Annotated in this window: 18 protein-coding genes and 1 tRNA gene; 8 read left to right on the forward strand and 11 right to left on the reverse strand. The window is 62.3% G+C overall.

The annotated features are described in order from the left end of the window. Nucleotides 1-39 precede the first annotated feature (39 nt). Entirely contained in the window at nucleotides 40-1,575 is a 1,536-nt protein-coding gene (gene ubiB, locus U1R88_RS12110) for a 2-polyprenylphenol 6-hydroxylase (RefSeq protein WP_322431926.1), read from the reverse strand. A 192-nt stretch (nucleotides 1,576-1,767) separates the two neighbouring features. On the opposite strand from ubiB, the gene U1R88_RS12115 reads away from it, so the two are divergent. The 8 genes from U1R88_RS12115 to U1R88_RS12150 all read left to right on the forward strand — a co-directional run bounded on the left by U1R88_RS12115 (nucleotide 1,768) and on the right by U1R88_RS12150 (nucleotide 8,721). Beyond that, the gene (locus U1R88_RS12115; RefSeq protein ID WP_322431466.1) at nucleotides 1,768-2,382 is read left to right on the forward strand and encodes a ribonuclease D; all 615 of its coding nucleotides are present in this window, start codon (nucleotides 1,768-1,770) and stop codon (nucleotides 2,380-2,382) included. A gap of 269 nt (nucleotides 2,383-2,651) precedes the next feature. Then, entirely contained in the window at nucleotides 2,652-3,449 is a 798-nt protein-coding gene (lptC, locus tag U1R88_RS12120; RefSeq protein ID WP_322431467.1) for an LPS export ABC transporter periplasmic protein LptC, read from the forward strand. Continuing rightward, complete coding sequence (locus U1R88_RS12125) at nucleotides 3,446-4,228, forward strand: LptA/OstA family protein (RefSeq protein WP_322431468.1); 783 nt, start codon at nucleotides 3,446-3,448, stop codon at nucleotides 4,226-4,228. The genes lptC and U1R88_RS12125 overlap by 4 nt, the downstream gene beginning before the upstream one ends. A gap of 15 nt (nucleotides 4,229-4,243) precedes the next feature. After that, on the forward strand, nucleotides 4,244-4,912 hold the full coding sequence (locus U1R88_RS12130; protein ID WP_068292777.1) for an LptA/OstA family protein: 669 nt from the start codon (nucleotides 4,244-4,246) through the stop codon (nucleotides 4,910-4,912). 273 nt (nucleotides 4,913-5,185) lie between these two features. Continuing rightward, nucleotides 5,186-5,995, forward strand: a complete 810-nt coding sequence (gene lptB / locus U1R88_RS12135; RefSeq protein WP_425545416.1) for an LPS export ABC transporter ATP-binding protein — start codon at nucleotides 5,186-5,188, stop codon at nucleotides 5,993-5,995. 194 nt (nucleotides 5,996-6,189) lie between these two features. Beyond that, nucleotides 6,190-7,263 (forward strand): microcin C ABC transporter permease YejB, encoded by a 1,074-nt coding sequence (locus U1R88_RS12140; protein WP_322431469.1) that lies wholly within the window; start codon nucleotides 6,190-6,192, stop codon nucleotides 7,261-7,263. A 1-nt stretch (nucleotide 7,264) separates the two neighbouring features. Continuing rightward, nucleotides 7,265-8,398: an ABC transporter permease gene (locus tag U1R88_RS12145; protein ID WP_322431470.1), complete on the forward strand. Its 1,134-nt coding sequence runs from the start codon at nucleotides 7,265-7,267 to the stop codon at nucleotides 8,396-8,398. Between the two features lie 246 nt (nucleotides 8,399-8,644). Continuing rightward, nucleotides 8,645-8,721 (forward strand) — tRNA-Arg (locus U1R88_RS12150). Nucleotides 8,722-8,811: 90 nt separating this feature from the next. On the opposite strand, the gene rnk is transcribed toward U1R88_RS12150, so the two are convergent. The 10 genes from rnk to kdpB form a co-directional block, all read right to left on the reverse strand. Then, complete coding sequence (rnk, locus tag U1R88_RS12155; RefSeq protein WP_171131327.1) at nucleotides 8,812-9,240, reverse strand: nucleoside diphosphate kinase regulator; 429 nt, start codon at nucleotides 9,238-9,240, stop codon at nucleotides 8,812-8,814. Nucleotides 9,241-9,522: 282 nt separating this feature from the next. Continuing rightward, complete coding sequence (locus tag U1R88_RS12160; protein ID WP_168074461.1) at nucleotides 9,523-9,813, reverse strand: hypothetical protein; 291 nt, start codon at nucleotides 9,811-9,813, stop codon at nucleotides 9,523-9,525. A gap of 748 nt (nucleotides 9,814-10,561) precedes the next feature. After that, on the reverse strand, nucleotides 10,562-11,461 hold the full coding sequence (locus U1R88_RS35655) for a LysR family substrate-binding domain-containing protein (protein WP_171131325.1): 900 nt from the start codon (nucleotides 11,459-11,461) through the stop codon (nucleotides 10,562-10,564). A 108-nt stretch (nucleotides 11,462-11,569) separates the two neighbouring features. After that, the gene (locus tag U1R88_RS12170; protein WP_171131323.1) at nucleotides 11,570-11,722 is read right to left on the reverse strand and encodes a hypothetical protein; all 153 of its coding nucleotides are present in this window, start codon (nucleotides 11,720-11,722) and stop codon (nucleotides 11,570-11,572) included. Nucleotides 11,723-11,728: 6 nt separating this feature from the next. After that, nucleotides 11,729-12,109, reverse strand: coding sequence for a hypothetical protein (locus U1R88_RS12175; RefSeq protein WP_171131321.1), 381 nt, complete (start codon nucleotides 12,107-12,109; stop codon nucleotides 11,729-11,731). Nucleotides 12,110-12,267: 158 nt separating this feature from the next. Next, a complete protein-coding gene (locus U1R88_RS12180) occupies nucleotides 12,268-13,236 on the reverse strand; it encodes a magnesium and cobalt transport protein CorA (protein ID WP_171131319.1) in 969 nt (322 codons plus the stop codon). Nucleotides 13,237-13,703: 467 nt separating this feature from the next. Then, a complete protein-coding gene (locus U1R88_RS12185; RefSeq protein WP_322431471.1) occupies nucleotides 13,704-14,456 on the reverse strand; it encodes a SpoIIAA family protein in 753 nt (250 codons plus the stop codon). Nucleotides 14,457-14,500: 44 nt separating this feature from the next. Beyond that, a complete protein-coding gene (locus U1R88_RS12190) occupies nucleotides 14,501-15,220 on the reverse strand; it encodes a response regulator (RefSeq protein WP_171131315.1) in 720 nt (239 codons plus the stop codon). Beyond that, on the reverse strand, nucleotides 15,192-17,882 hold the full coding sequence (locus U1R88_RS12195) for a sensor histidine kinase (protein WP_171131313.1): 2,691 nt from the start codon (nucleotides 17,880-17,882) through the stop codon (nucleotides 15,192-15,194). Before U1R88_RS12195 ends, U1R88_RS12190 begins: the two co-directional genes overlap by 29 nt. A 37-nt stretch (nucleotides 17,883-17,919) precedes the next feature. Beyond that, nucleotides 17,920-19,941 carry a potassium-transporting ATPase subunit KdpB gene (gene kdpB / locus U1R88_RS12200; protein WP_425545430.1) on the reverse strand — a complete coding sequence of 674 codons (2,022 nt, stop codon included), beginning with the start codon at nucleotides 19,939-19,941 and terminating at the stop codon, nucleotides 17,920-17,922. Between the last annotated feature and the right edge of the window lie 5 nt (nucleotides 19,942-19,946).

Here is a 19,946-nt window from a genome sequence, read left to right on the forward strand (position 1 = left end):
CTGACGCTGTAGATGATGCCGTCGCCTACGCCGCTGCGCTCAGACCAGTTTCCACGCCAAATAGAGCGCGGCGAGAGCGATCAGCCACAGGGCGGCATTGCCCCAGCGATTGCGACGGGCCTCGGCCTTGCCGATCGCCTCGATGCTGTCGGGCAGCAGGGCAAAGCCCCTTTCCGCCGCCTCGTTGAGGCGTTCGGCCAGGGTTTCGGCGCGATTGAGCAGGCTCGGCAGCAAGGTGAACGACTTGCCCGCCTCCAGCGTCTGCTGTCCCAAATCGCCGAGCTTGCCCAGAGGCCCGAGATTGCGCTCGATCCAGTCGCGCACCACGGGGTCGGCCGTCGCCCACATGTCGAGCTTGGGATTGAGCCGGCGGGCGACACCCTCGACCACCACCATGGTCTTCTGCAGCAGGATCAATTCGGGCCGGGTCTTCATGTCGAAGAGCTCGGTGATCTCGAACAGCAGCGTCAGGAGCTTGGCCATCGAGATCTCGTCGGCCCGCTTCTGGTGGATCGGCTCGCCGATGGCGCGGATGGCCTGGGCGAAATCGTCAATCGAATGGCTCCGAGGCACGTAGCCCGCCTCGAAATGCACTTCGGCCACCCGCCGGTAGTTGCGGGTGATGAAGCCGTGCAGAATCTCGGCAAGGAAGCGGCGCTCCTTCAGGCCGGCCCGGCCCATGATGCCGAAATCGACCGCCACCAGCTGGCCCGAGGCGTCGATCATCAAATTGCCCTGGTGCATGTCGGCGTGGAAGAAGCCGTCGCGGATGGCATGGCGCAGGAAGGACTGGATGATGATGCGGCCGAGATCGACGAGATCGAAGCCGGCCGCCGTCAGCCTGTCGATGTCGGACAGGGGAATGCCCTCGATCCACTCCAGCGTCAGCACGGTGCGGGCGGTGCGGTTCCAGTCCGGTGCGGGGATGCGGAAATCGGGATCGTCGACGATATTCTCCGCCATTTCCGACAGGGCAGCCGCCTCCAGGCGCGAATCCATCTCGAAGGCGACGGTGCGCGCCAGCATGTCGACCGTCTCGACAGGCTTGAGGCGCTTGGAGCGCGGGTCGAGCCGCTCGATCGTACGCGCGGCGAAATAGAAGGTGGAGAGGTCGGAGCGGAAACGCCGATCGACGCCGGGACGCAGTACCTTCACCGCCACTTCGCGCTCGCCGTCGGCGTCGCGGATGACGCCCTTGTGTACCTGTGCCACCGAGGCGGCAGCGACAGGCTCGGAAAGCTCGGCGAAGAACTGATCCAGCGGGCCGCCCAGCGCCCTCTCGATCTCGGCGATGGCGACGGCGCGTCCGAAGGGCGGCATGCGGTCCTGCAACTCTTCCAGGTCGCGCGCCACGGCAAAGCCGACGACATCCGGCCTGGTGGCGAGGAACTGCCCGAGCTTGACCCAGCTCGGCCCGAGCTTCACCAGGGCAGCCGCCAGGCCCTTGCCGCCGCTGACATTGCGTTTTTCGACCAATCGGCCGAGGCGCACCGCCAATCGCGCCGGTGCCGGCAGATCATGGATGTCGACGAGGCCGAGCGCGCCTTCGCGGGCCAGCGTCCAGCCGGCGCGCATGAGACGAAAAGGGTCGAGGAAAGAAGCCAAGGGTACCAGCCGAATGAATTCGCGGGGAGGTCGATAGCACGCGCAGCCGCATTGGCAAACCTTCTCCCGGTTTGGGCTTCAAGCTCTTCTCCCTCTTGCACATCGTCTTGCGAGGGTTCTATTTGCGATCTGACCCAATGATATCGAGTTCAGGAAGCTTCCGTGACCATTCGCTACCACCGCGGCGATCTGCCCGACCTGTCCCGCTACACCACCAGCGCCGCCATCGATACCGAGACCATGGGCCTCAACCCCCATCGCGACCGGCTCTGCGTGGTGCAGCTCTCGCCGGGGGATGGCACCGCCGATGTGGTGCAGATCGCCCAGGGCCAGAAAAGCGCCCCCAATCTCGAGCAATTGCTGGCCAACCCCTCGGTCACCAAGATCTTCCACTTCGCCCGCTTCGACATTGCCGCGCTGCAGAACGCCTTCGGCGTGGTGACCAAGCCCGTCTATTGCACCAAGATCGCCTCCAGGCTCACGCGCACCTACACCGACCGCCACGGCCTCAAGGATCTTGTGCGCGAACTGCTGGGCATCGACCTCTCCAAGCAGCAGCAATCCTCCGACTGGGGCGCCGACACGCTCACCGACGCCCAGCTCGCCTATGCCGCTTCGGACGTGCTCCATCTGCATGAGCTCAAGGCCAAGCTCGACGCCACCCTGGCGCGGGAGGGACGTTCGGACGTGGCACGCGCCTGTTTCGACTTCCTGCCGACGCGGGCGCTGCTCGACCTCAATGGCTGGCCGGAGACCGACATCTTCGCCCATAGCTGAGGCCAGCGTCGCGCCTCGCTCCAGATCTGCGCCCGTCCGGGAGGCCTGGCGGGTGACGGCGGCGTGACGCGTTCCCCTCGGCACATTCCCCCTGCGCCTGAAATCTGCTATGAGGGCGCACCTGTTGCGATTTTCACCCAAAGTTGAGGAATTGCAGACAGGGATGGACGGCGCCTGTGGCGCCGGGTTGACGTCTCCACTTCGCATCGCAATATGATGGTCGGTGGCGATGGTTTCCCGCCGTTAGCAGCGTTTGGATAGGTATTCGTTTGGCCGATATCATGGATGCGCGGGTCAAGATCCCACAACCCGCCATGCCTTCGCGTGAAAGCGCTTTCAAAGCTGCCCGCGCTCACAGCAGGCTGGTGCGTTTCCTGAAGTTTGCCGTGCCCGCAATAGCGGTGGCCGGAGCGGGTATTTTTGTGTTTCTGGCAGTGTTCAACCCCTTCGCGCCGCTGCCCATCGTCGTTCCCGATCCGGTCAAGCCGTCCGGCGAAGGCATCCTGGCCGTCGAAAGGCCGCACCTGACCGGCTCCAACAATCGCGGGCAGAAATACGATGTCACGGCCACGGGCGGCACGCAGAAAGTCAACGTGCCCGGCGTGGTCAGCCTCACCGGATTGAAGGCCGTGATCACCGCGCCCGACCAGAGCGATGCCACGCTGAGCGCCGAAACCGGCACCTTCGACACGGTTGGCCAGCTTCTCGATCTCAAGGGCGATGTGCGCGTCAAGTCGACCAAGGGCTATGACGCGACCTTGAAGAGCGCCAGCATCGACCTCAAGGCCAGCACGGTGAACAGCACGGAGCCGGTCACCGTCAATCTCACCTCCGGTACGATTTCGGGCAATGGCCTGAGCATCGTGCAGGGCGGTTCGAAAATCCTGTTCAAGGGCGGCGTCAGCGCCAGCTTCAATGTACCCTACAAGCCGGATACGGAAGACGGCGCGGACAGTGCGGACACCCCCGCTACGCCGTCCGACGATGCTCCGGCTCCTGATGCTGCGGCTCCGCATGCCACTCCCCCGAATCCAGCCAACCCAGTGCAGGGAAATCCCACCCAATGACGATGAAAATCCGCCGCCTGGTGCCTCTCGCGGTGCTGCCGCTCGCTTTGGCCCTGACGGCTGCCGATGCCGGCGCCGCACCGAAGAAGGCGGCCAGCCCCTTCCAGGGCTTCTCCTCCGACAGTGGCAAACCCGTCGACGTCAAGTCGGACTCGCTCGAAGTGCATCAGGACGAGCAAAAGGCGGTGTTCACCGGCAATGTGGTGGCGACGCAGGGTGAATCCGTTCTGCGCACCAATGAGTTGACGGTCTTCTACGAGAATGTCGACAACAACAACGCCAAGGACGGCGCTGCCAAGGACGGCAAGGCCAAGGACGCCAAGTCGGGCGATGCAAAGCCGGCCGATGCCAAATCCGCGGATGCCAAGCCTGCCGACCCCAAAGCCGCCGATGCCAAGCCGGCAGACGGCCAGCCGGCTGGCGATGCCAAGGCTGCCGAAGCAAAGCCCACCGAAGCGAAGCCTGCCGACGCGAGCAAGGCGCCGGCCTCCGGTTCCGGCACGCCGGCCAGCTCCATCAAGAAGCTGGTCGCCCGCGGCAATGTCGTGGTCACCTCCAAGGACCAGAAGGCGACCGGCGCCAATGGTGTGATGGACATGGCCACCAATGTCGCCACGCTGACGGGCGGCGAAGTGGTGATGATCCAGGGGCCGAACGTGCTCAAGGGCACCAAGCTGACCGTCAACCTCAAGACGGGCATCGCCAGGGTCGAAGGCGGTGGCACCGGCGGTGTCTCGGGAGTCTTCACCCAGGGCAGCCAGAAGAAGAACAGCAACTGAGGGAGCAGGCCCGTGATGATGCGACCCAGCCCGACGTCTCGTCGCCTCGCTCCGGCGCTGTTGCTGCCTCTGGCATTGCTCGTTTCATCATTGGCCTTGCCGGCCGGTGCGCAGGAGAAGAAGCCTTCCACGCCTTTCCAGGGCTTCTCCTCCGACAATGACAAGCCGGTGAACATCAAGGCCGATCAGCTCGAAACCCATCAGGACGAGCAGAAGGCGATCTTCACCGGCAATGTGGTGGCGACCCAGGGCGAGTCGACGCTGACCTCGGAGGAGCTGACGGTCTTCTACGAGGCCGCGTCCCTGCCTGGCAAGCAGCCGGCCGATGCCGCCGGTACCAGCCCGGCCCAGCCGGCGGCCCCCTCGGCCGCACTGCCGGCCGATGCCTCCTCGACCGCGGAAGCCGCCGATGCCGACACGGCTCCGGCACCTGACAACAAGGTCAAGAAGCTGGTGGCCAAGGGCAATGTCGTCGTCACCGCCCCGGACCAGAAGGCCACCGGCGATGATGGCATCCTTGACATGGAGACCAACATCGCCACGCTGACGGGCCAGGAAGTGGTGATGACCCAGGGCTGCAACGTGCTGCGCGGCAAGAAGCTGGTGGTCAACACCCAGACCGGCCGAGCCACCGTTACCGGCGGCACCACGGGCCATTTCGTCTCGGGCGACCAGAAGTGCTGATCCAGGGACGTGCCGTCCCCAGAGCGTTTTCCAGAAAAGTCGATAGGCTTTTCGATAAAGAAAACGCGTCAAAACAAAGAGCTAGAGAGAAAATGCGATTCGGAGAAATCGCGCTTGGCTCTGGAGCAAAACGCTATAGGCGGCATGTTTTTGCCCGATGAACGAGATATTCACCGGCGTGCGGCAAAGCTGTGATTGGACACCGGAATGCGCAATGCAGGCCGGTTTTCCGTATGGGCAGCGTGATAACAGAAAAACGCGGCATCGGGCCCGATGCCGCAGGAAGAGTGCGGGCCAGACATGAACGAGATGGTGCAATATGCGGCTGACGGCGATGAAGCAGGGCCGGCCGTCAGTATCGAGGGCACGCTCTCGGTGGTGTCGATCGCCAAGACCTATGGCAAGCGCACGGTCGTGAGCGATGTCAGCCTGGAGGTCCGGCGCGGCGAGGCCGTCGGTCTACTCGGTCCGAACGGCGCCGGCAAGACCACGGTCTTCTACATGATCACCGGCCTGGTGCCGCCGGATCATGGTCGTATCGAACTCGACGGCCATGACGTAACGGCGCTGCCGATGTATCGGCGCGCCCGGCTCGGCATCGGCTATCTGCCGCAGGAAGCCTCGATCTTCCGTGGCCTGAACGTCGAGGAGAATATCCGCGCCGTGCTCGAGATCGTCGAGCCCAACAAGGCCGAGCGTGAGCGCCAGCTCGACGAACTGCTCGACGAATTCAAGATCGGCCGCTTGCGCAAGACCGCCTCGATCGCGCTCTCGGGCGGCGAACGCCGGCGCGTGGAAATCGCGCGCGCTTTGGCTGGCCGCCCGTCCTTCATGCTGCTCGACGAACCTTTTGCCGGCATCGATCCGATCGCGGTGGGCGACATCCAGACCCTGGTGCGCCATCTGACCAATCGCGGCATCGGCGTGCTGATCACCGACCACAATGTGCGCGAGACGCTGGCCCTGATCGACCGGGCCTACATCATCCACTCCGGCCATGTGCTGACCCAGGGCACGCCGCAGGAGATCATCGACAATCCCGAAGCCCGCCGGCTCTATCTGGGCAGCGAATTCAGGATGTGAGGCGGCCACGCGGTCATCCCGGACGCGGTGCGGCACATCGTGACGCTTCGCAGATCCGGATCGCTTGCAGAATACGGCTTTTAATCGTCCTGCGGTCCCGTGTCCGCACCGCAACACTTCGTGTTGCAGCGCGCACGGGATGACAATCGCCCTGATTCTCCTCTAGGTTCGACAGGCCAAACCGGAACGTCGATTTGCTCGCCTATGTCCTGCGCCGCCTCGCGCTGATCGTGCCGACCTTGTTCGGTATCATGCTGATCTCCTTTGCCATCATCCAGATCGTGCCCGGCGGTCCGGTGGAGCGCATGGTGTCGATGCTATCGGGCAATGCCGGGGGCGGGGGCGATCTCGGCGGGCCCGCGCCGAGCTTCAATGCCGGCGCCTCGCAATATCGCGGCTCCCAGGGGCTCGATCCAGCCTTTATCGCCAGCCTGCGCAAGCAATATGGCTTCGACAAGCCGGTCTATGAGCAATTCTGGCTGATGATCAAGAATTACGCCACCTTCAATTTCGGCCAAAGCTATTTCCGCGATACGCCCGTCACCACCCTGATCGCCGAGAAATTGCCGGTCTCGATCTCCATCGGCCTGTGGGTGATGCTGCTCTCCTATGCGATCTCGATACCGCTGGGCATCCGCAAGGCGGTCAAGGACGGTTCCTTCTTCGACGGCTGGACCAGTGCGGTGATCGTCATCGGCTATGCCATTCCCGGGTTCACCCTCGGCATCCTGTTGATCACCCTGTTCGCCGGCAGCGCCTTCTGGCAGATCTTTCCCAATGGCCGGCTGGTTTCCGACAATTGGAACGAATTGTCGCTGTGGGGCAAGATCGCCGACTATGCCTGGCACATGACGCTGCCGCTGATCGCCATGGGGGTCTCGGCCTTCGCCACGCTGACGATGATGACCAAGAACGCCTTCCTCGACGAGATCCGCAAGCAATATGTGCTGACGGCCCGGATGAAGGGCCTGTCGCCGCGCCGGGTGCTCTATGGTCATGTCTTCCGCAACGCCATGCTGATCGTGATCGCGAGCTTTCCCGCTGCCTTCATATCGGCACTGTTCACGGGATCGCTGCTGATCGAGCAGACCTTCGAGCTCAACGGCCTGGGACGGCTCAATTATGAATCGGTCATCAACCGCGACTATCCCGTGGTGCTGGCCTCTATCTACATCCTGGCGCTGGTGGCCCTGGTCATCAACCTGGCCACCGACCTGATCTACATGTTCGTCGATCCGCGCATCGACTTCGAAGCGCGTGAGGTTTGAGATGGCGGCTGCCACCCAGACCCGGCGAGGCTGGCTGAATCTGTCACCTCTCAACCGGCGGCGCCTCAACAATTTCAAGGCCAATCGGCGCGGCTACTGGTCGTTCTGGCTGTTTCTCACCCTCTTCATCCTGTCGCTGTTCGCCGAGTTCATCGCCAATGAAAAGCCGCTGCTGATCGTCGACAAGGGGCAGGTCTTCACGCCGGTTTTCGTTGACTATGACGAGACCGATCTCGGCGGGGACCTGCCGGGGCCGGCAAATTTCCGCGATCCCTACCTCGTCAAGCTGCTGGCCGATCGCGGCGCCTTCGTGCTCTGGGCGCCGATTCGCTATGGACCGCAGACCATCAACAAGAACCCGCCGGCCGGCGGCGTGCCCTCGCCGCCCACCTGGGCCCTGCGCGACGACCAGTGCCGTGATGCCGCCCAGACCGTGGGCGGTTCCACCTGCCGCGACATCGAGTGGAACTGGCTCGGCACCGACGATACCGGCCGCGACGTGTTGGCCCGCATCATCTACGGTACCCGGATTTCCCTGCTCTTCGGCCTGATCCTCACCTTTTTCTCCTCGCTCATCGGCGTGGCCGCCGGCGCGGTGCAGGGCTATTTCGGCGGCTGGGTCGACCTGATCTTCCAGCGTGCCATCGAGATCTGGACCAGCATTCCATCGCTCTACCTGCTCATCATCATCTCGGCGGTGCTGGCGCCGGGCTTCTGGGTGCTGCTCGGCATCCTCCTGTTGTTTTCCTGGATGGCGCTGGTGGCGGTGGTCCGTGCCGAGTTCCTGCGCGCTCGCAATCTCGAATATGTCCGGGCGGCCAAGGCCCTCGGCTTGTCCGACACCACCATCATGGTCAAGCATCTGCTGCCCAACGCGACGGTGGCGACGCTGACCATGCTGCCCTTCATTCTCTCGGGCGCCATCTCGACGCTGACGGCGCTGGACTATCTCGGCCTCGGCCTGCCCCCCGGCACGGCCTCGCTCGGCGAATTGCTCAAGCAGGCCCAGGCGAGGCCCAATGCCTATTGGCTCACCATCTCCGGCTTCACCGTGACGGCGTTGCTGCTGTCGCTGCTGATTCTGGTGGGCGAAGCCGTGCGCGACGCACTCGACCCGCGCAAGACCTTCGGCTGACCCCAGGAGAAAATCGCATCGGACGAAATCGCATCGGGCGATTGCAGGATGCGGAGCGATCGGCTAGAAGGACAAGCGAAGCACCCATAGCTCAGCTGGATAGAGTGTTGCCCTCCGAAGGCTGATGTCAAGCGGAACGATTGTGAGAAGGAGGTCGAAAAACACTTGAAATACAGCGCTTTGAGAGCACCGAGGTTGGCGCTTTCAACTCTCAGATTTTTCGCGTAAGCACCGCGTAAGCATAATGCACCCGTAGCTCAGCTGGATAGAGCGCCACCCTCCGAAGGTGGAGGCCACACGTTCGAATCGTGTCGGGTGCGCCACGCCCCTCAGGGCTGGCGCAATGGGTTAGAGCGAAGCTCCCCAGTGTCGGCTAAGACGGAAAGATTTCAGGCAGGTTCGTAAGTTCGCGATCAGCGACTTTTTGCTGTCGTGTCTCGTGCCGGTTGGATCACCTTTACGACGCTCAGCGTGCGTTCGTGTCCATCGCGATCTGGCCAAAGTATTGAGTCACCTTCGCGCAAGCCGATGAGCCCGGCGCCGACAGGTGTGATTACGGAGATCCGGTTCGCAGCAATATCGGCCTCGGCAGGGTAGACAAGTTCGACGGTACGACGGGTGCCGGTTGCCTGATCGACAAACTCGACCGTCGAACGCATGGTCACGACGTCAGGAGGAATGTCCTCGGCGGTGTGAATCCTGGCGCGTTCGATCTCGGCCATCAACAGGCGGCTAACATCTGACTGGCGGGCGTGGGCACGCATTCCGAGATCGGACAGCGCATCGGCTTCGGTGTCGATCATATGAATGGGAGGGCGCGCGGCAGCTTTAACAAGGGTCATGACGAAGGCTCGTAGTGTGAGGGTTGCGAACGCTGGCGAGGCGTGGCGGATCGGGCTATGCCCTTACCCCGAACCCAGCACGCGAACGTCCGGACCCGGGGCTAACAGCCCGACATGAGCTGGCACCCGCGATTGCAGAATCGGACGTGAGCCTTCGACGCTTGCATAACCAAGCGACCATGGGCTGCGGCCCTAGCCCCGTCAATCGCCCCGCGAGCCTCAGAGCGATGTGTTACGTAACCCGGTGAACCCGATTTGGCTGAGAACGGCGAGCGCACGGCCTTAGCTGACCAGCATTCTGAGTGCCGCGGAGCTGATCAGCATCAGGAGCAACATGGCGAAGACGTGATCCCACATGCAGAGGCTCGTACGCGAAACTGGCTGTCGCGTGACCAGCGCCACCCCAACGAGAACGAGCGCGGATGCAGCAAACATTAAATGCACGAAGAACAGGAAAAGAAAGGGCGGCCGATGATCGAGCGCAAAGGTTGGTGCGCAGAGTAGGAGGATCAATCCGACTTGCCCGCAAAACGCGCGGAGATGTATCCGCGAGCGGCTGTCCTGCTCACGCAACAACCTCATCCACCGGAATCGCGTGACCGCTTCCCACATGGTCGGCGAGTGCCCTATCATTGCTCCAAGGCTCGCCGGTCACGGCCGCGCGAGGCCAATGCAACGAACGGTAGCTCGACCGACATGAGGATGGCGTATGATCGGGCCAAACCGCGCAAATATTGCGTTAGGGCAGATTAGCGTCGTCTAAGACCTTCCCTTTCAGTCTTTCTCGTCCTGAGATCCTTTAAGTCGACCTCGATCTCCAGCTAGAGGTTCTTTTGGAGCCTCGGTTACCGACCGATCTTTGGCTTTGTTGATGAGCCGAGACTTCGCGAGCGTGTCGAGCTTCGCCATTATGCCTCGTGTGACTTGGCGTCGCCGTACGAACAACGCCACTAGCGACACGAGCAAAGCGAATCGCGCGAGCATGAGGATCCAGTCGCCGATATCAGGGTGAAAGCTGTTCAACGCCATGGACGGCGACCAAGGAAGGAGCGCCCGCTTCGTTTCCCCGGGATCAGAACGTAGATGATCCCGAGCGCAAGAAACCAAAGCAAGGCGACCGCGCGCAACGGCGTCGCGGCCGCTGGTATATGATGAGCCGCCACGAGCAGGCCGATCAGGCCTGAGACGCCGATGATCTTAACGGCCGCGGAAAGAATGCTGAGGGGCGGCATCCTATAGCACCCTGGGCGAGGTCGGTGCAAAAGCCTTATGAGCCGAAGGAAGCTCAGGCGGCGGCGCGCAGCATGGGTTGACGGGGCGATCACTCCACCGCTCCCTGACGGCCTTCGGCCTGGGCATAGGCGAGCAGAACTGAGGCCTCTGGCGAGAGGGTCTCCGGCCTCCATATTGCGTAGACCGCAGCGTGAGGCTCCGGAGCGCTGATCGGTCGGTAGATGACGCCGGGATAATAAACGCCTAGCGCGCAAGAGCGTGTCAGCGCGATCCCGAACCCCAATCCTACGAGATGCATGAGAGTGTCGCGATGGACCTGGGTTGGAATGATCAACCGTGGCCGGCCTTCGAGTATTGTCGCTATTTCGTTCGCCGTGCGGATGACGCGTGTTTCATCGATCGCCATCAGAAACGTTTCGCATCTGAGTGCTTCGCGATGAAGGGCGTGGTGACCGGCGAGCCGATGACCCTCCGGCAAGGCCACTACGATCGTCTCGTTCCAGCAGTGTTCGGACACGATGGACGCTTTATCCACCCGCTCTTGTATGAAAGCGACGTCAATTGTTCCGCGCGCAACTTGATCGGCGATATCGTCGCCGTCACCCTCGACAAAACGTACATCTATTGCTGGTTCTGTTTTTTGGAGCCGAGCGAGCACGTTTCGAAGCGGGCCATAGCTCAGGGAGGCGTCCAGTCCGATCCGAAGCGATGCCGATGTGCTGCCGCCGGTGAAATGACTGCAAGCGTCGCGCAGGCTATGTGAGAGCCTCTTTTGAGGCCCACCGGAAGGGGCGGACAACTTGAGAAAGCGGCGATTGTTGCTTGGCTCAAACGTTGTAGGGCATGTTCCAACTGGTCTATCCATACGTGGAATGCCTTCGGCTTTTTCGCTCGCGGGGACCGGCGGTCGGCGCTCCGGGCGAAGCAACAGGCGTGCTGCAATCAAGAGCACTGCCAAGAAGATGATGAGGACGGACGCGCCAGACATTGGTCATTCCGTGAAATCGAGCGGACGGTCAATCGAAGCCGCGACGTTGATCGAAGTTCGCTTGCTCTCAGGTTGATCGCGGCTGCTCCAATCATGTTTGCGATTTTTTCAGGCGGAGCGTTCCTCCGATCCGCGGTCTTTTGTTGCTTTGCGCCTGTCCCGGCGGCTCGCCAGAAGCAGCTTTACGCGGAGGTAGATGTTCAACCACAGCAACCCGCCGATGATGAGCAGGAGCATCAGGAGGCCTTCTGGATTCATCATTGTGCCTCATCGTGCTCCCCGCAGCAGAACCCGGTTGCTGGCGCGCGGCGGGCGCGGAGACACCGATGATGGATTGGCGGGCGCCACGGTCCATCTCATTGCGTCCGAGGCCTCCTCGGAGGGAATGTGGAGAGGTGTCGCCGGGGAGCGCCTCGGTAGCTCGATCTGATCAAAGATGTGGCGACCGAGCACGAGCAAGGCGCTGCCCGCGCTCATGCCGACGAAGCCCAACGCCGCCAGAAGCATCTCAAAGGGCGTGGCTTCATGCAGCGGAAGCACATGGACAAGTGCGTACAGGCGGCTCAACGCAAGTACGGCAATGATCACGCCCAGCAAGCCCGCTAGTCGTAACCCTGCATCCCTTGCATCAGTTGCTGCGATTGGCATGCCGCCCTCCATGGTGGCGGCAATCCAACTAACGGCACGATCATAAAGATTCGAGATCAGATTTTCGGGCTAGACGTAAAGATGGTGTATATATGCGACTTACTTCCTAAGTCGGCAGCCGTGAGGTATGCCGCGTCTTTGGCCTCAAGTAGTGTGGGCTATAGCCATCCAGTTTTTCGGAAGCGCCGGTAGAGTGTGAGGCATATCACGGCGATGATCGACATAACCGCAGGGTAGCCATAGACGGAATGCAACTCGGGCATATGCTCGAAGTTCATCCCGTAAATGCCAGCCAAGGCAGTCGGCACGGCCAGGATCGCCGCCCATGCCGCCAGTTGGCGGGTGATGGCGCCAGTGCGTTGTTGCTCCATCAGATTGCTGAACTCGAAAACGGAAGTCAGCACCTCGCGGAGACCAGTGTTCATCGTCTCCACCCGCCGCACGTGATCCAGCACATTGCCGAAATAGTGGCGAGCCTCGGCATCGATGCAAGGATGGTTGGTCTGAGCTAACTTACGGGCCACCTCCTCCATGGGTATCAGGATGTGTCCAAAGCGAGTGAGCTGACGCCGAAGCGTGAATATTCGGGCGATCTCGGTTCGACCCAAGAAGGCGTCGAGCGTGTGCTGCTCCATAGCCGAGACTTCTTCCTCGAGCGACTCGACCAGTGGAATGTACCCGTCGACGATGAAATCCAGCACTGCGTGCAACACATAGTCCGTGCCTTGGCCGAGGAGATCTGGCGACTCTTCCAGGTGCTTGCGCAGCGGAAGGTGTGATCGGGTTGAGCCTTGCCGCACCGTGATGATGTGACTGTGACCGAGGAACACGGCGGTCTGTCCGTAGGCAATAACGCCGTCGTCCAGTTGCGCGGTGCGCGCGATCAGGAACAACTGATCGCCGTAGATATCGACCTTCGGCAACTGGCCGTCTTTGAGCGAGTCTTCGACCGCGAGTGGGTGAAGATTGTAGAGGGCCTGTAACGCCATGACGTCCTCCGCGCATGGGTCCGACAAGCCTATCCAAACGAACTCGGAGCGATCCGTCGGGCAATCAACCCGTTCGCCGATGTCGACTTCGCGAACCCGACGACCGTCGCGGTAGAGATACGCTGCGATGACTGGCATCAGTCCTCTTTCTGTATGAGGAGGTGCGGCCCGAGCTTAGTCGCCTGACCTGCAGTCGTCATCGCGATGACCGGCGATTGTGTGCGGCTACAGCGCTTGTGACGTGCGGCTGATTGGCTCGCCGTGGTTCTAAGCGGCGCGGACATTGCGGTCGATGCCGGCTTGGGGAGCACCTCTGGTCGGGGCTTGACCTCGGTCTCGACGGCCGGCGGTAAAATCATGTTCGACCGATTGGATGACTCGCCTCGACGTCTCGCGCAGCCAACTCGCGGCGCGTTGCATATCGCGCGGCGAGATCGAGATGAAGTCTCTTGACCGCTACATCTGAAGCGTTGGCCGCTAACTCCAGTTCCTGTGCCGCCCGGCGGGCGAAGTATGCTTCGTCCGATACCGGATCGACGCTCCTCGCGTCGGTGCTCCGGACCGAGGAAGCAGTCTCCGATGGGCTGGCGGGGACGGGCTCTTCTTCAGCCGCCATGGCGGCGCAACCAGGCCCGTGCAGCCTCTTCGTCGCTAGCCGCGAAATGACGGGCTTCCATCTTGAGCAGCGGATCGAAGAGGTTGGTGAGGCGACTTATCCAATCGGGCCCGCCGACGAGCGCATATCGCTCGATATGGCGTAACAGCCCGATCTTCAGTTCGAGCAGCCTCGTATCAACGAGCAGCGACGGCTCGAAGCCGTCGTAGTGACGGACGATGCCGAGGAGGCGGCGACCGCCCCCGCTGCTGAACGCGGCCGAAAGCCTCTCGGCGAGATTTCGCGCATCCGCGCTGGTGATGCGGCCGTCGATCTCGAAGGTGAAAATATCGGAATCACCGTTCTCTAAGACCCGCAGGCTTTCAGGATGCGCGCAATCGACGTCACCGCGAACCCAGGCGAGGGCGTGCTCCCGACGATCGTGCGTATAGGACTGATACCTGACATAGGGCAGCAAGGCGTTTTCGATCCGGGCGGCGTTACGGATGCAAGCCTGGTCGCTGACGATGGCGATCCGTCCGAATTGTCTGAGCCGTGCCAAGTAGCGGAACGCGTTGCCAAGATCGCTACGCCACGCCTCCGAGGACATGCCCTTGAAGTTGCGGACTTCCGCGAAGACATGGACGGTGTCGCCGCGCTTAAGCGCCGTATCAAGCTGCCGCATGGCGGTTTCGACGTCAGCTTTCTCGATACGGCCGTCGGTGGCCAACTCGATGACAGTTTCATTCTGATTTTCGGCCATGATCTGGTCCTTGCGGATTGTCGGATTGATCCGGTTGTTCAGCGTCAGCTATGACCTGTCTCGGCGGCCTCCAGGCCGGACAAGCGGTATCCGACCTGCAATTCCGTCAGGAGGTGCTGGGGCTGCGACGGCTCCTCTTCGAGCTTTTGCCTGAGCTGCGCCATGTAGATGCGGAGGTAGTGGGCGCGTTCCGAGTATCCGGGACCCCACACCTCCATAAGCAGTTGGCGGTGGGTTAGCACCTTGCCGTGGCCACGGACCAACGCCGTCAGAAGTCGAAACTCGTTGGGCGTGAGATGGACGGGTATGCCCGCGCGCGCAACTTCGTGCGTGGCAAGATTGATGGTGACCGACCCGAACTTGGCTACGGGCGACGCTGCGCCGCCGTTCGATACGGTGCCGGCGCGCCGCAGTTGTGCCCGCACTCGCGCCAGGAGTTCGGGCACGCCAAACGGCTTGACCAGATAGTCGTCGGCGCCGGCGTCAAGCGCCTCCACCTTTTCGGTTTCCTGCTCGCGCGCGGAGAGTACGAGAACGGGCGCTGACATCCAGCCGCGCACTTCCCGGATCAGCGTCTTGCCGTCGCCGTCGGGTAGTCCGAGATCGACGATCATCAGGTCGGGCTTGCGACTGCCCGCATTCAACCGCGCCTCTTCGGCCGTGGCCGTCTCGAAGACATTCATGCCCTCTTTTTCCAGCGCCATGCGGATAAAGCGCCGAATATCGGCTTCGTCTTCAACGATCAGAATGCGCGGCTTGATCATGGATCGGTTCACTTTCGATCGCAGGCGGCGTCCCAAGCGGCAGTCGTATCTCGAACGCGGCTCCGTTTGGTTTGCGCTGTTCGGCTCGGATGCTTCCGCCGTGAGCCGTGATGATACTGCGGCAGAGCGCGAGCCCCAATCCAACGCCGGCGACCGACGACTCCTTCTGCCCGCGCGCGAACGGCTCGAAGAGCGTTTCCGGATCCCGCACGGGGAGCCCGGGGCCATTATCTTCAACGATAAGATACATGGTGTCCGCCGTAGCACCGGCCCGAACGTTTATCGTGCTATCGCGCGGCGTATACTTGGCGGCGTTGTCGAACAGATTGATCAGAACGCGCTCGATGAGCGTGGCATCGGCCTCTATGAGTGGAAGATCCGCCGGCAGATTGGTGCGAACCTTGCGAGGTTCGAGGATCGCGCGCGATTGTAACACGGCGCTGCCGACTATCTCGCTCAAGGAATTCCATTCCTTGTTGAGCCGCACGCCCTCGCTTTGCATGCGTGCCAGGTCGAGCAGGTTGGCAACGAGGCGCTTGAGCTCGTCGGCCTGAACCCGGATCGAGCGCGCCAGGTCACTGCGATCTTCGACTGGAAGCTCTTTGCGATGCTCGAGCGTCTCGGCCAGGCCGCGGATCGCGGTCAGCGGCGTCTTGAGGTCGTGCGATACGGCCGACAGCAGCGCGTTGCGGAGCTTCTCACCCTCCATCCGGACCAGGGTTTCCTGTGCGACTTCCATGAAGTGGATGCGCTCGAGCGTGAGGCCAATGGTCGAGCAGCAGGCATCAAGCAGACGGCGATCGTCCGGATCGTCGGGCAGCGGCGCGCCGACCGGCACGACCGCCAGCACTCCGCGCATGGCCATCGACGCTTTCAAGGGAAGGTACAGGGCGTGGGCGGCGCTCAAGGTCTGAGTGCCAAGGCCCGCTTGCTGTCCATGATCGAAAGCCCATTGTGCGGTCGATGTATCGACAAGGCCGGGGTCCTCGGTAGGCATCAAGCGCTCGTTCTTGTCGGGAACCAGAAGGATGATCCGCGCTTCGAACAGTGGTGTCAGCGCTTCCCGGCAAATCGCGACAACTTGGTCTATCTTGATCGCGCTTGAGAGGTCGCGGGCGATCCTGGCCAAGGCCGACGCCCTTCGTTCTCCGGCACGGGCTACACGAGCTTCCGATCGGAGCCGCGCCGCGAGTTGGCTGATCACGACTGCGACTACCAACATAAGCGCGAAAGTGAATATGTATTGCGTGTCGGTGACCGCGAACGAGAGCTTCGGCTCGACGAAGAAGAAGTCAAAGCAGCCCACCGAAAGCAGGGACGCCCACGCCCCGGCGAGGCGGCCGAGTCGCAAGGCGATGAACACGGTCGTCACCAGGAAAAGCATGACGACGTTGGAAAGATCGAAAAAGCCTACGAGCTGGGAGGCGAGGAAGGTCGCTGCGCCGCATGCGAGCGTGGCGATGCCAAGCGCCGCGATCTGCGTCTGCGGCTCCTCCGGTATCCAACGAACTCGGCGGGTCGCCCGGACTTCGTCAACGCTCAGCAGCAGGAGCCCAATTTCCGGATTGGCGCGGGCAAGCCGTTCCTGCAATCGACGTTTGAACGTAAATATGCGTCGGCGAGCTGTGTTTCCGATGATGAGCTTGGTGGCGTTGCGCTTTCGAGCATAGTCGAGGATCGCCTCGGTAATGTCTTGGCCAGGGACATTTGCAAACTCCGCGCCGGCTGATTGGGCCGTCTTGGCGATGACGAGCAGCGCCTCCCGGGATCGCGCATCATTATTTTGATAGGGCTGATCGACGTGGACGACGATCCATTTGGCCTGAAGCCGCTGGGCGAGGCGCCCGGCTTCACGGACGAGCTTTTCCTGGGACCGATCCGCGCTGACGCAGACCATGAGCAATTCCTGCGTCGGCCAGACCGTCGTGATCGCGTGCGAGACGCGGTAGGTCCGGACATCGGCGTTGACCCGGTCGGCGACGCGGCGGAGCGCAAGCTCGCGTAGCGCGATCAGATTGCCGCGGCGGAAGAAGTTCTGACGCGCGCGCTCGATTGACACGGGCAAGTAGACCTTGCCGGCGTTCATGCGGGCGAGCAGATCGTCCGGCGGCAGGTCGACCAGCACGACATCGGTCGCGGAATCGAAAATGCGATCGGGAACGGTTTCACGGACGCGAATGCCGATAATGCCGCCGACGATGTCGTTGAGGCTGTCGAGGTGCTGTACGTTGAGCGCGGTGTAGACATCGACGCCGGCGTCGAGCAGCTCTTCGACATCTTGCCACCGCTTGGCATGGCGGCTGCCGGCGACGTTCGTGTGGGCAAGCTCGTCGACCACCAGCAGCTTGTAGTCGGACGCCAGGGCGCCATCGAGATCGAACTCGGTGACAGGCCTGCCATTGCCCGGCAACGTCTTGCGCGGGAGAATGGCAAAGCCGTCGATCAGCGCCTCGGTTTCCTTGCGGCCGTGCGTCTCGACGATGCCGATCCCGACGCGCACGCCCTCAGCCTGAGCCTGCCGCGCCGCTTGAAGCATCGCAAAGGTCTTCCCCACCCCAGCGCAGGCCCCGAAGAAAATCTTGAGCTGTCCGCGTTTGGAGTGCTCTGCGTTACCTCTTACGGCCTCCAGAAGAGCGTCCGGATCAGGTCGCTGATCGTTCATCGTCTACTGCCTCACGCCAGTGCCGCACGCCGTTCGTCTAAAAGAACGGCGTGAGCACGAGGTCGATGAGCTTTATACCTATAAATGGCACGATAATCCCGCCTAATCCGTAGATGAGCAGGTTCCGACCGAGAAGCCGCGCCGCCGGTTCGGCGCGATACTTCACCCCGCGTAGGGCGAGCGGGATTAGCACGACGATGATCAGCGCGTTGAAGATGACCGCAGAGAGGATCGCCGAGGCTGGGCTGTGCAGTCCCATCACGTTGAGCGCGGCGAGCGGCGGATAGGTCGCGACGAAGGCGGCGGGAATGATCGCGAAATACTTGGCCAGGTCGTTTGCGACGCTAAAGGTCGTGAGCGCGCCGCGCGTCATGATCATCTGCTTGCCGACTTCGACGACGCGCAGCAGCTTGGTTGGGTTGTTGTCGAGATCGACCATATTGCCGGCTTCCTTGGCCGCCTGCGTACCGCTGTTCATCGCGACGGCGACATCGGCTTGGGCGAGCGCGGGCGCGTCGTTGGTGCCGTCGCCGGTCATCGCGACGAGCCGTCCCTCAGCCTGATACTGGCGAATAAGACGGAGCTTGTCCTCCGGCGTCGCCTCAGCCAAGTAATCGTCGACGCCGGCTTCGGCCGCGATGGTCGCTGCCGTCAACTGGTTGTCGCCGGTGATCATCACGGTCTTGATGCCCATCGCGCGAAGCTCGGCGAAGCGCTCCTTGATCCCGCCTTTGATGATGTCCTTGAGCTCGATCACGCCCAGGACATTGGTTCCGTCGCTAACGACGAGCGGTGTGCTGCCGCGGCGAGAAACTTCTTCGACGGTCGTGGTCACTTCCTTGGGGAAGACACCGCCCATCGCCTCGACATGGGCGCGGATCGCACTGGCCGCACCCTTCCGGATCTGGCGGCCGTCGATGTTGATGCCGCTCATTCGGGTTTGCGCGGTGAAACCGATTGTCTCCGCGCCCTGCAGCTCGCGGCCGCGGATGCCGAAAGCGTTCTTGGCCAGGATCACGATAGAGCGCCCTTCGGGCGTCTCGTCGGCAAGGGATGCGAGCTGCGCCGCGTCGGCCAGCGCGGGCTCTTTGATGCCGGGCGCGGGATGGAACTTCGTCGCCTCGCGATTACCGAGCGTGATCGTGCCGGTCTTGTCGAGGAGGAGGACGTCGACATCACCCGCCGCCTCGATCGCGCGGCCAGAGGTGGCCAGCACATTGGCCTTCATCATCCGGCTCATACCGGCGATGCCCACGGCTGAGAGCAGTGCTCCGATCGTCGTCGGGATGAGGCAAACGAGAAGCGCAATGAGCACCGTGATCGTCACCACCGTGCCCGAGCCGTTGATGATCGTGCTGAAGCTAGAGAACGGCAGGAGGGTGACGCAGACGAGCAGGAAGATGATCGTGAGTGCGACCAATAGGATCGTCAGTGCGATCTCGTTGGGTGTCTTGCCACGCTTAGCGCCTTCGACCATCGCGATCATGCGATCGAGGAAGGCCTCGCCCGGCTTGGCAGTGACCTCGACAACAATCCAGTCCGAAAGCACGCGTGTGCCGCCCGTCACGGATGCGAAGTCGCCGCCTGCCTCGCGGATGACGGGGGCGGACTCGCCGGTGATTGCGGACTCATCCACCGAAGCTGCGCCTTGCAGCACTTCGCCGTCGGCCGGGATGATCTCGCCGGCCTCGACAAGCACGTATGCTCCCACACCCAATTCGTCGCTCGCCTGAGGCCAGGATTCGGCGTCACGTCGCGGCTCCTTGAGCATCCGGGCGAGAACGCGCTGGCGGGTGGCGCGCAGCGCATCGGCCTGCGCCTTGCCGCGGCCTTCCGCCATCGCCTCGGCAGCGTTGGCGAAAAGGACCGTGAACCACAGCCATGCAGCGATTGCGAAGATAAAGGGAGCCGACGCTTCGCCTTTGCCGGTCACGGCCTGAATGAAAAGCAAAGTTGTGACGATGCTACCGAGAAACACGACGAACATCACCGGGTTCTTGATCTGAACGCGCGGTGACAGCTTCTTGAAGGCTTCCGCGGCCACTGAGGGCCACGGCACTTGCT

This window comes from Labrys sedimenti (genome assembly GCF_034424805.1).
In the GTDB taxonomy this organism is placed as follows: Bacteria; Pseudomonadota; Alphaproteobacteria; order Rhizobiales; family Labraceae; genus Labrys; species Labrys sedimenti.

Excerpts from the sequence above, each read along its gene's own strand:
- U1R88_RS12130 (WP_068292777.1), top strand. The coding sequence starts at position 4,244 with ATGATGCGACCCAGCCCGACGTCTCGTCGCCTCGCTCCGGCGCTGTTG.
- ubiB (WP_322431926.1), bottom strand. The coding sequence starts at position 1,575 with ATGCGCGCCGGCTGGACGCTGGCCCGCGAAGGCGCGCTCGGCCTCGTC.
- lptB (WP_425545416.1), top strand. The coding sequence starts at position 5,186 with ATGCCGCAGGAAGAGTGCGGGCCAGACATGAACGAGATGGTGCAATAT.
- rnk (WP_171131327.1), bottom strand. The coding sequence starts at position 9,240 with ATGACCCTTGTTAAAGCTGCCGCGCGCCCTCCCATTCATATGATCGAC.
- U1R88_RS12180 (WP_171131319.1), bottom strand. The coding sequence starts at position 13,236 with ATGCCAGTCATCGCAGCGTATCTCTACCGCGACGGTCGTCGGGTTCGC.
- U1R88_RS12125 (WP_322431468.1), top strand. The coding sequence starts at position 3,446 with ATGACGATGAAAATCCGCCGCCTGGTGCCTCTCGCGGTGCTGCCGCTC.
- U1R88_RS12170 (WP_171131323.1), bottom strand. The coding sequence starts at position 11,722 with ATGATGAATCCAGAAGGCCTCCTGATGCTCCTGCTCATCATCGGCGGG.
- U1R88_RS12175 (WP_171131321.1), bottom strand. The coding sequence starts at position 12,109 with ATGCCAATCGCAGCAACTGATGCAAGGGATGCAGGGTTACGACTAGCG.
- U1R88_RS12195 (WP_171131313.1), bottom strand. The coding sequence starts at position 17,882 with ATGAACGATCAGCGACCTGATCCGGACGCTCTTCTGGAGGCCGTAAGA.
- U1R88_RS12190 (WP_171131315.1), bottom strand. The coding sequence starts at position 15,220 with ATGATCAAGCCGCGCATTCTGATCGTTGAAGACGAAGCCGATATTCGG.
- U1R88_RS12185 (WP_322431471.1), bottom strand. The coding sequence starts at position 14,456 with ATGGCCGAAAATCAGAATGAAACTGTCATCGAGTTGGCCACCGACGGC.
- U1R88_RS35655 (WP_171131325.1), bottom strand. The coding sequence starts at position 11,461 with ATGTCTGGCGCGTCCGTCCTCATCATCTTCTTGGCAGTGCTCTTGATT.
- U1R88_RS12145 (WP_322431470.1), top strand. The coding sequence starts at position 7,265 with ATGGCGGCTGCCACCCAGACCCGGCGAGGCTGGCTGAATCTGTCACCT.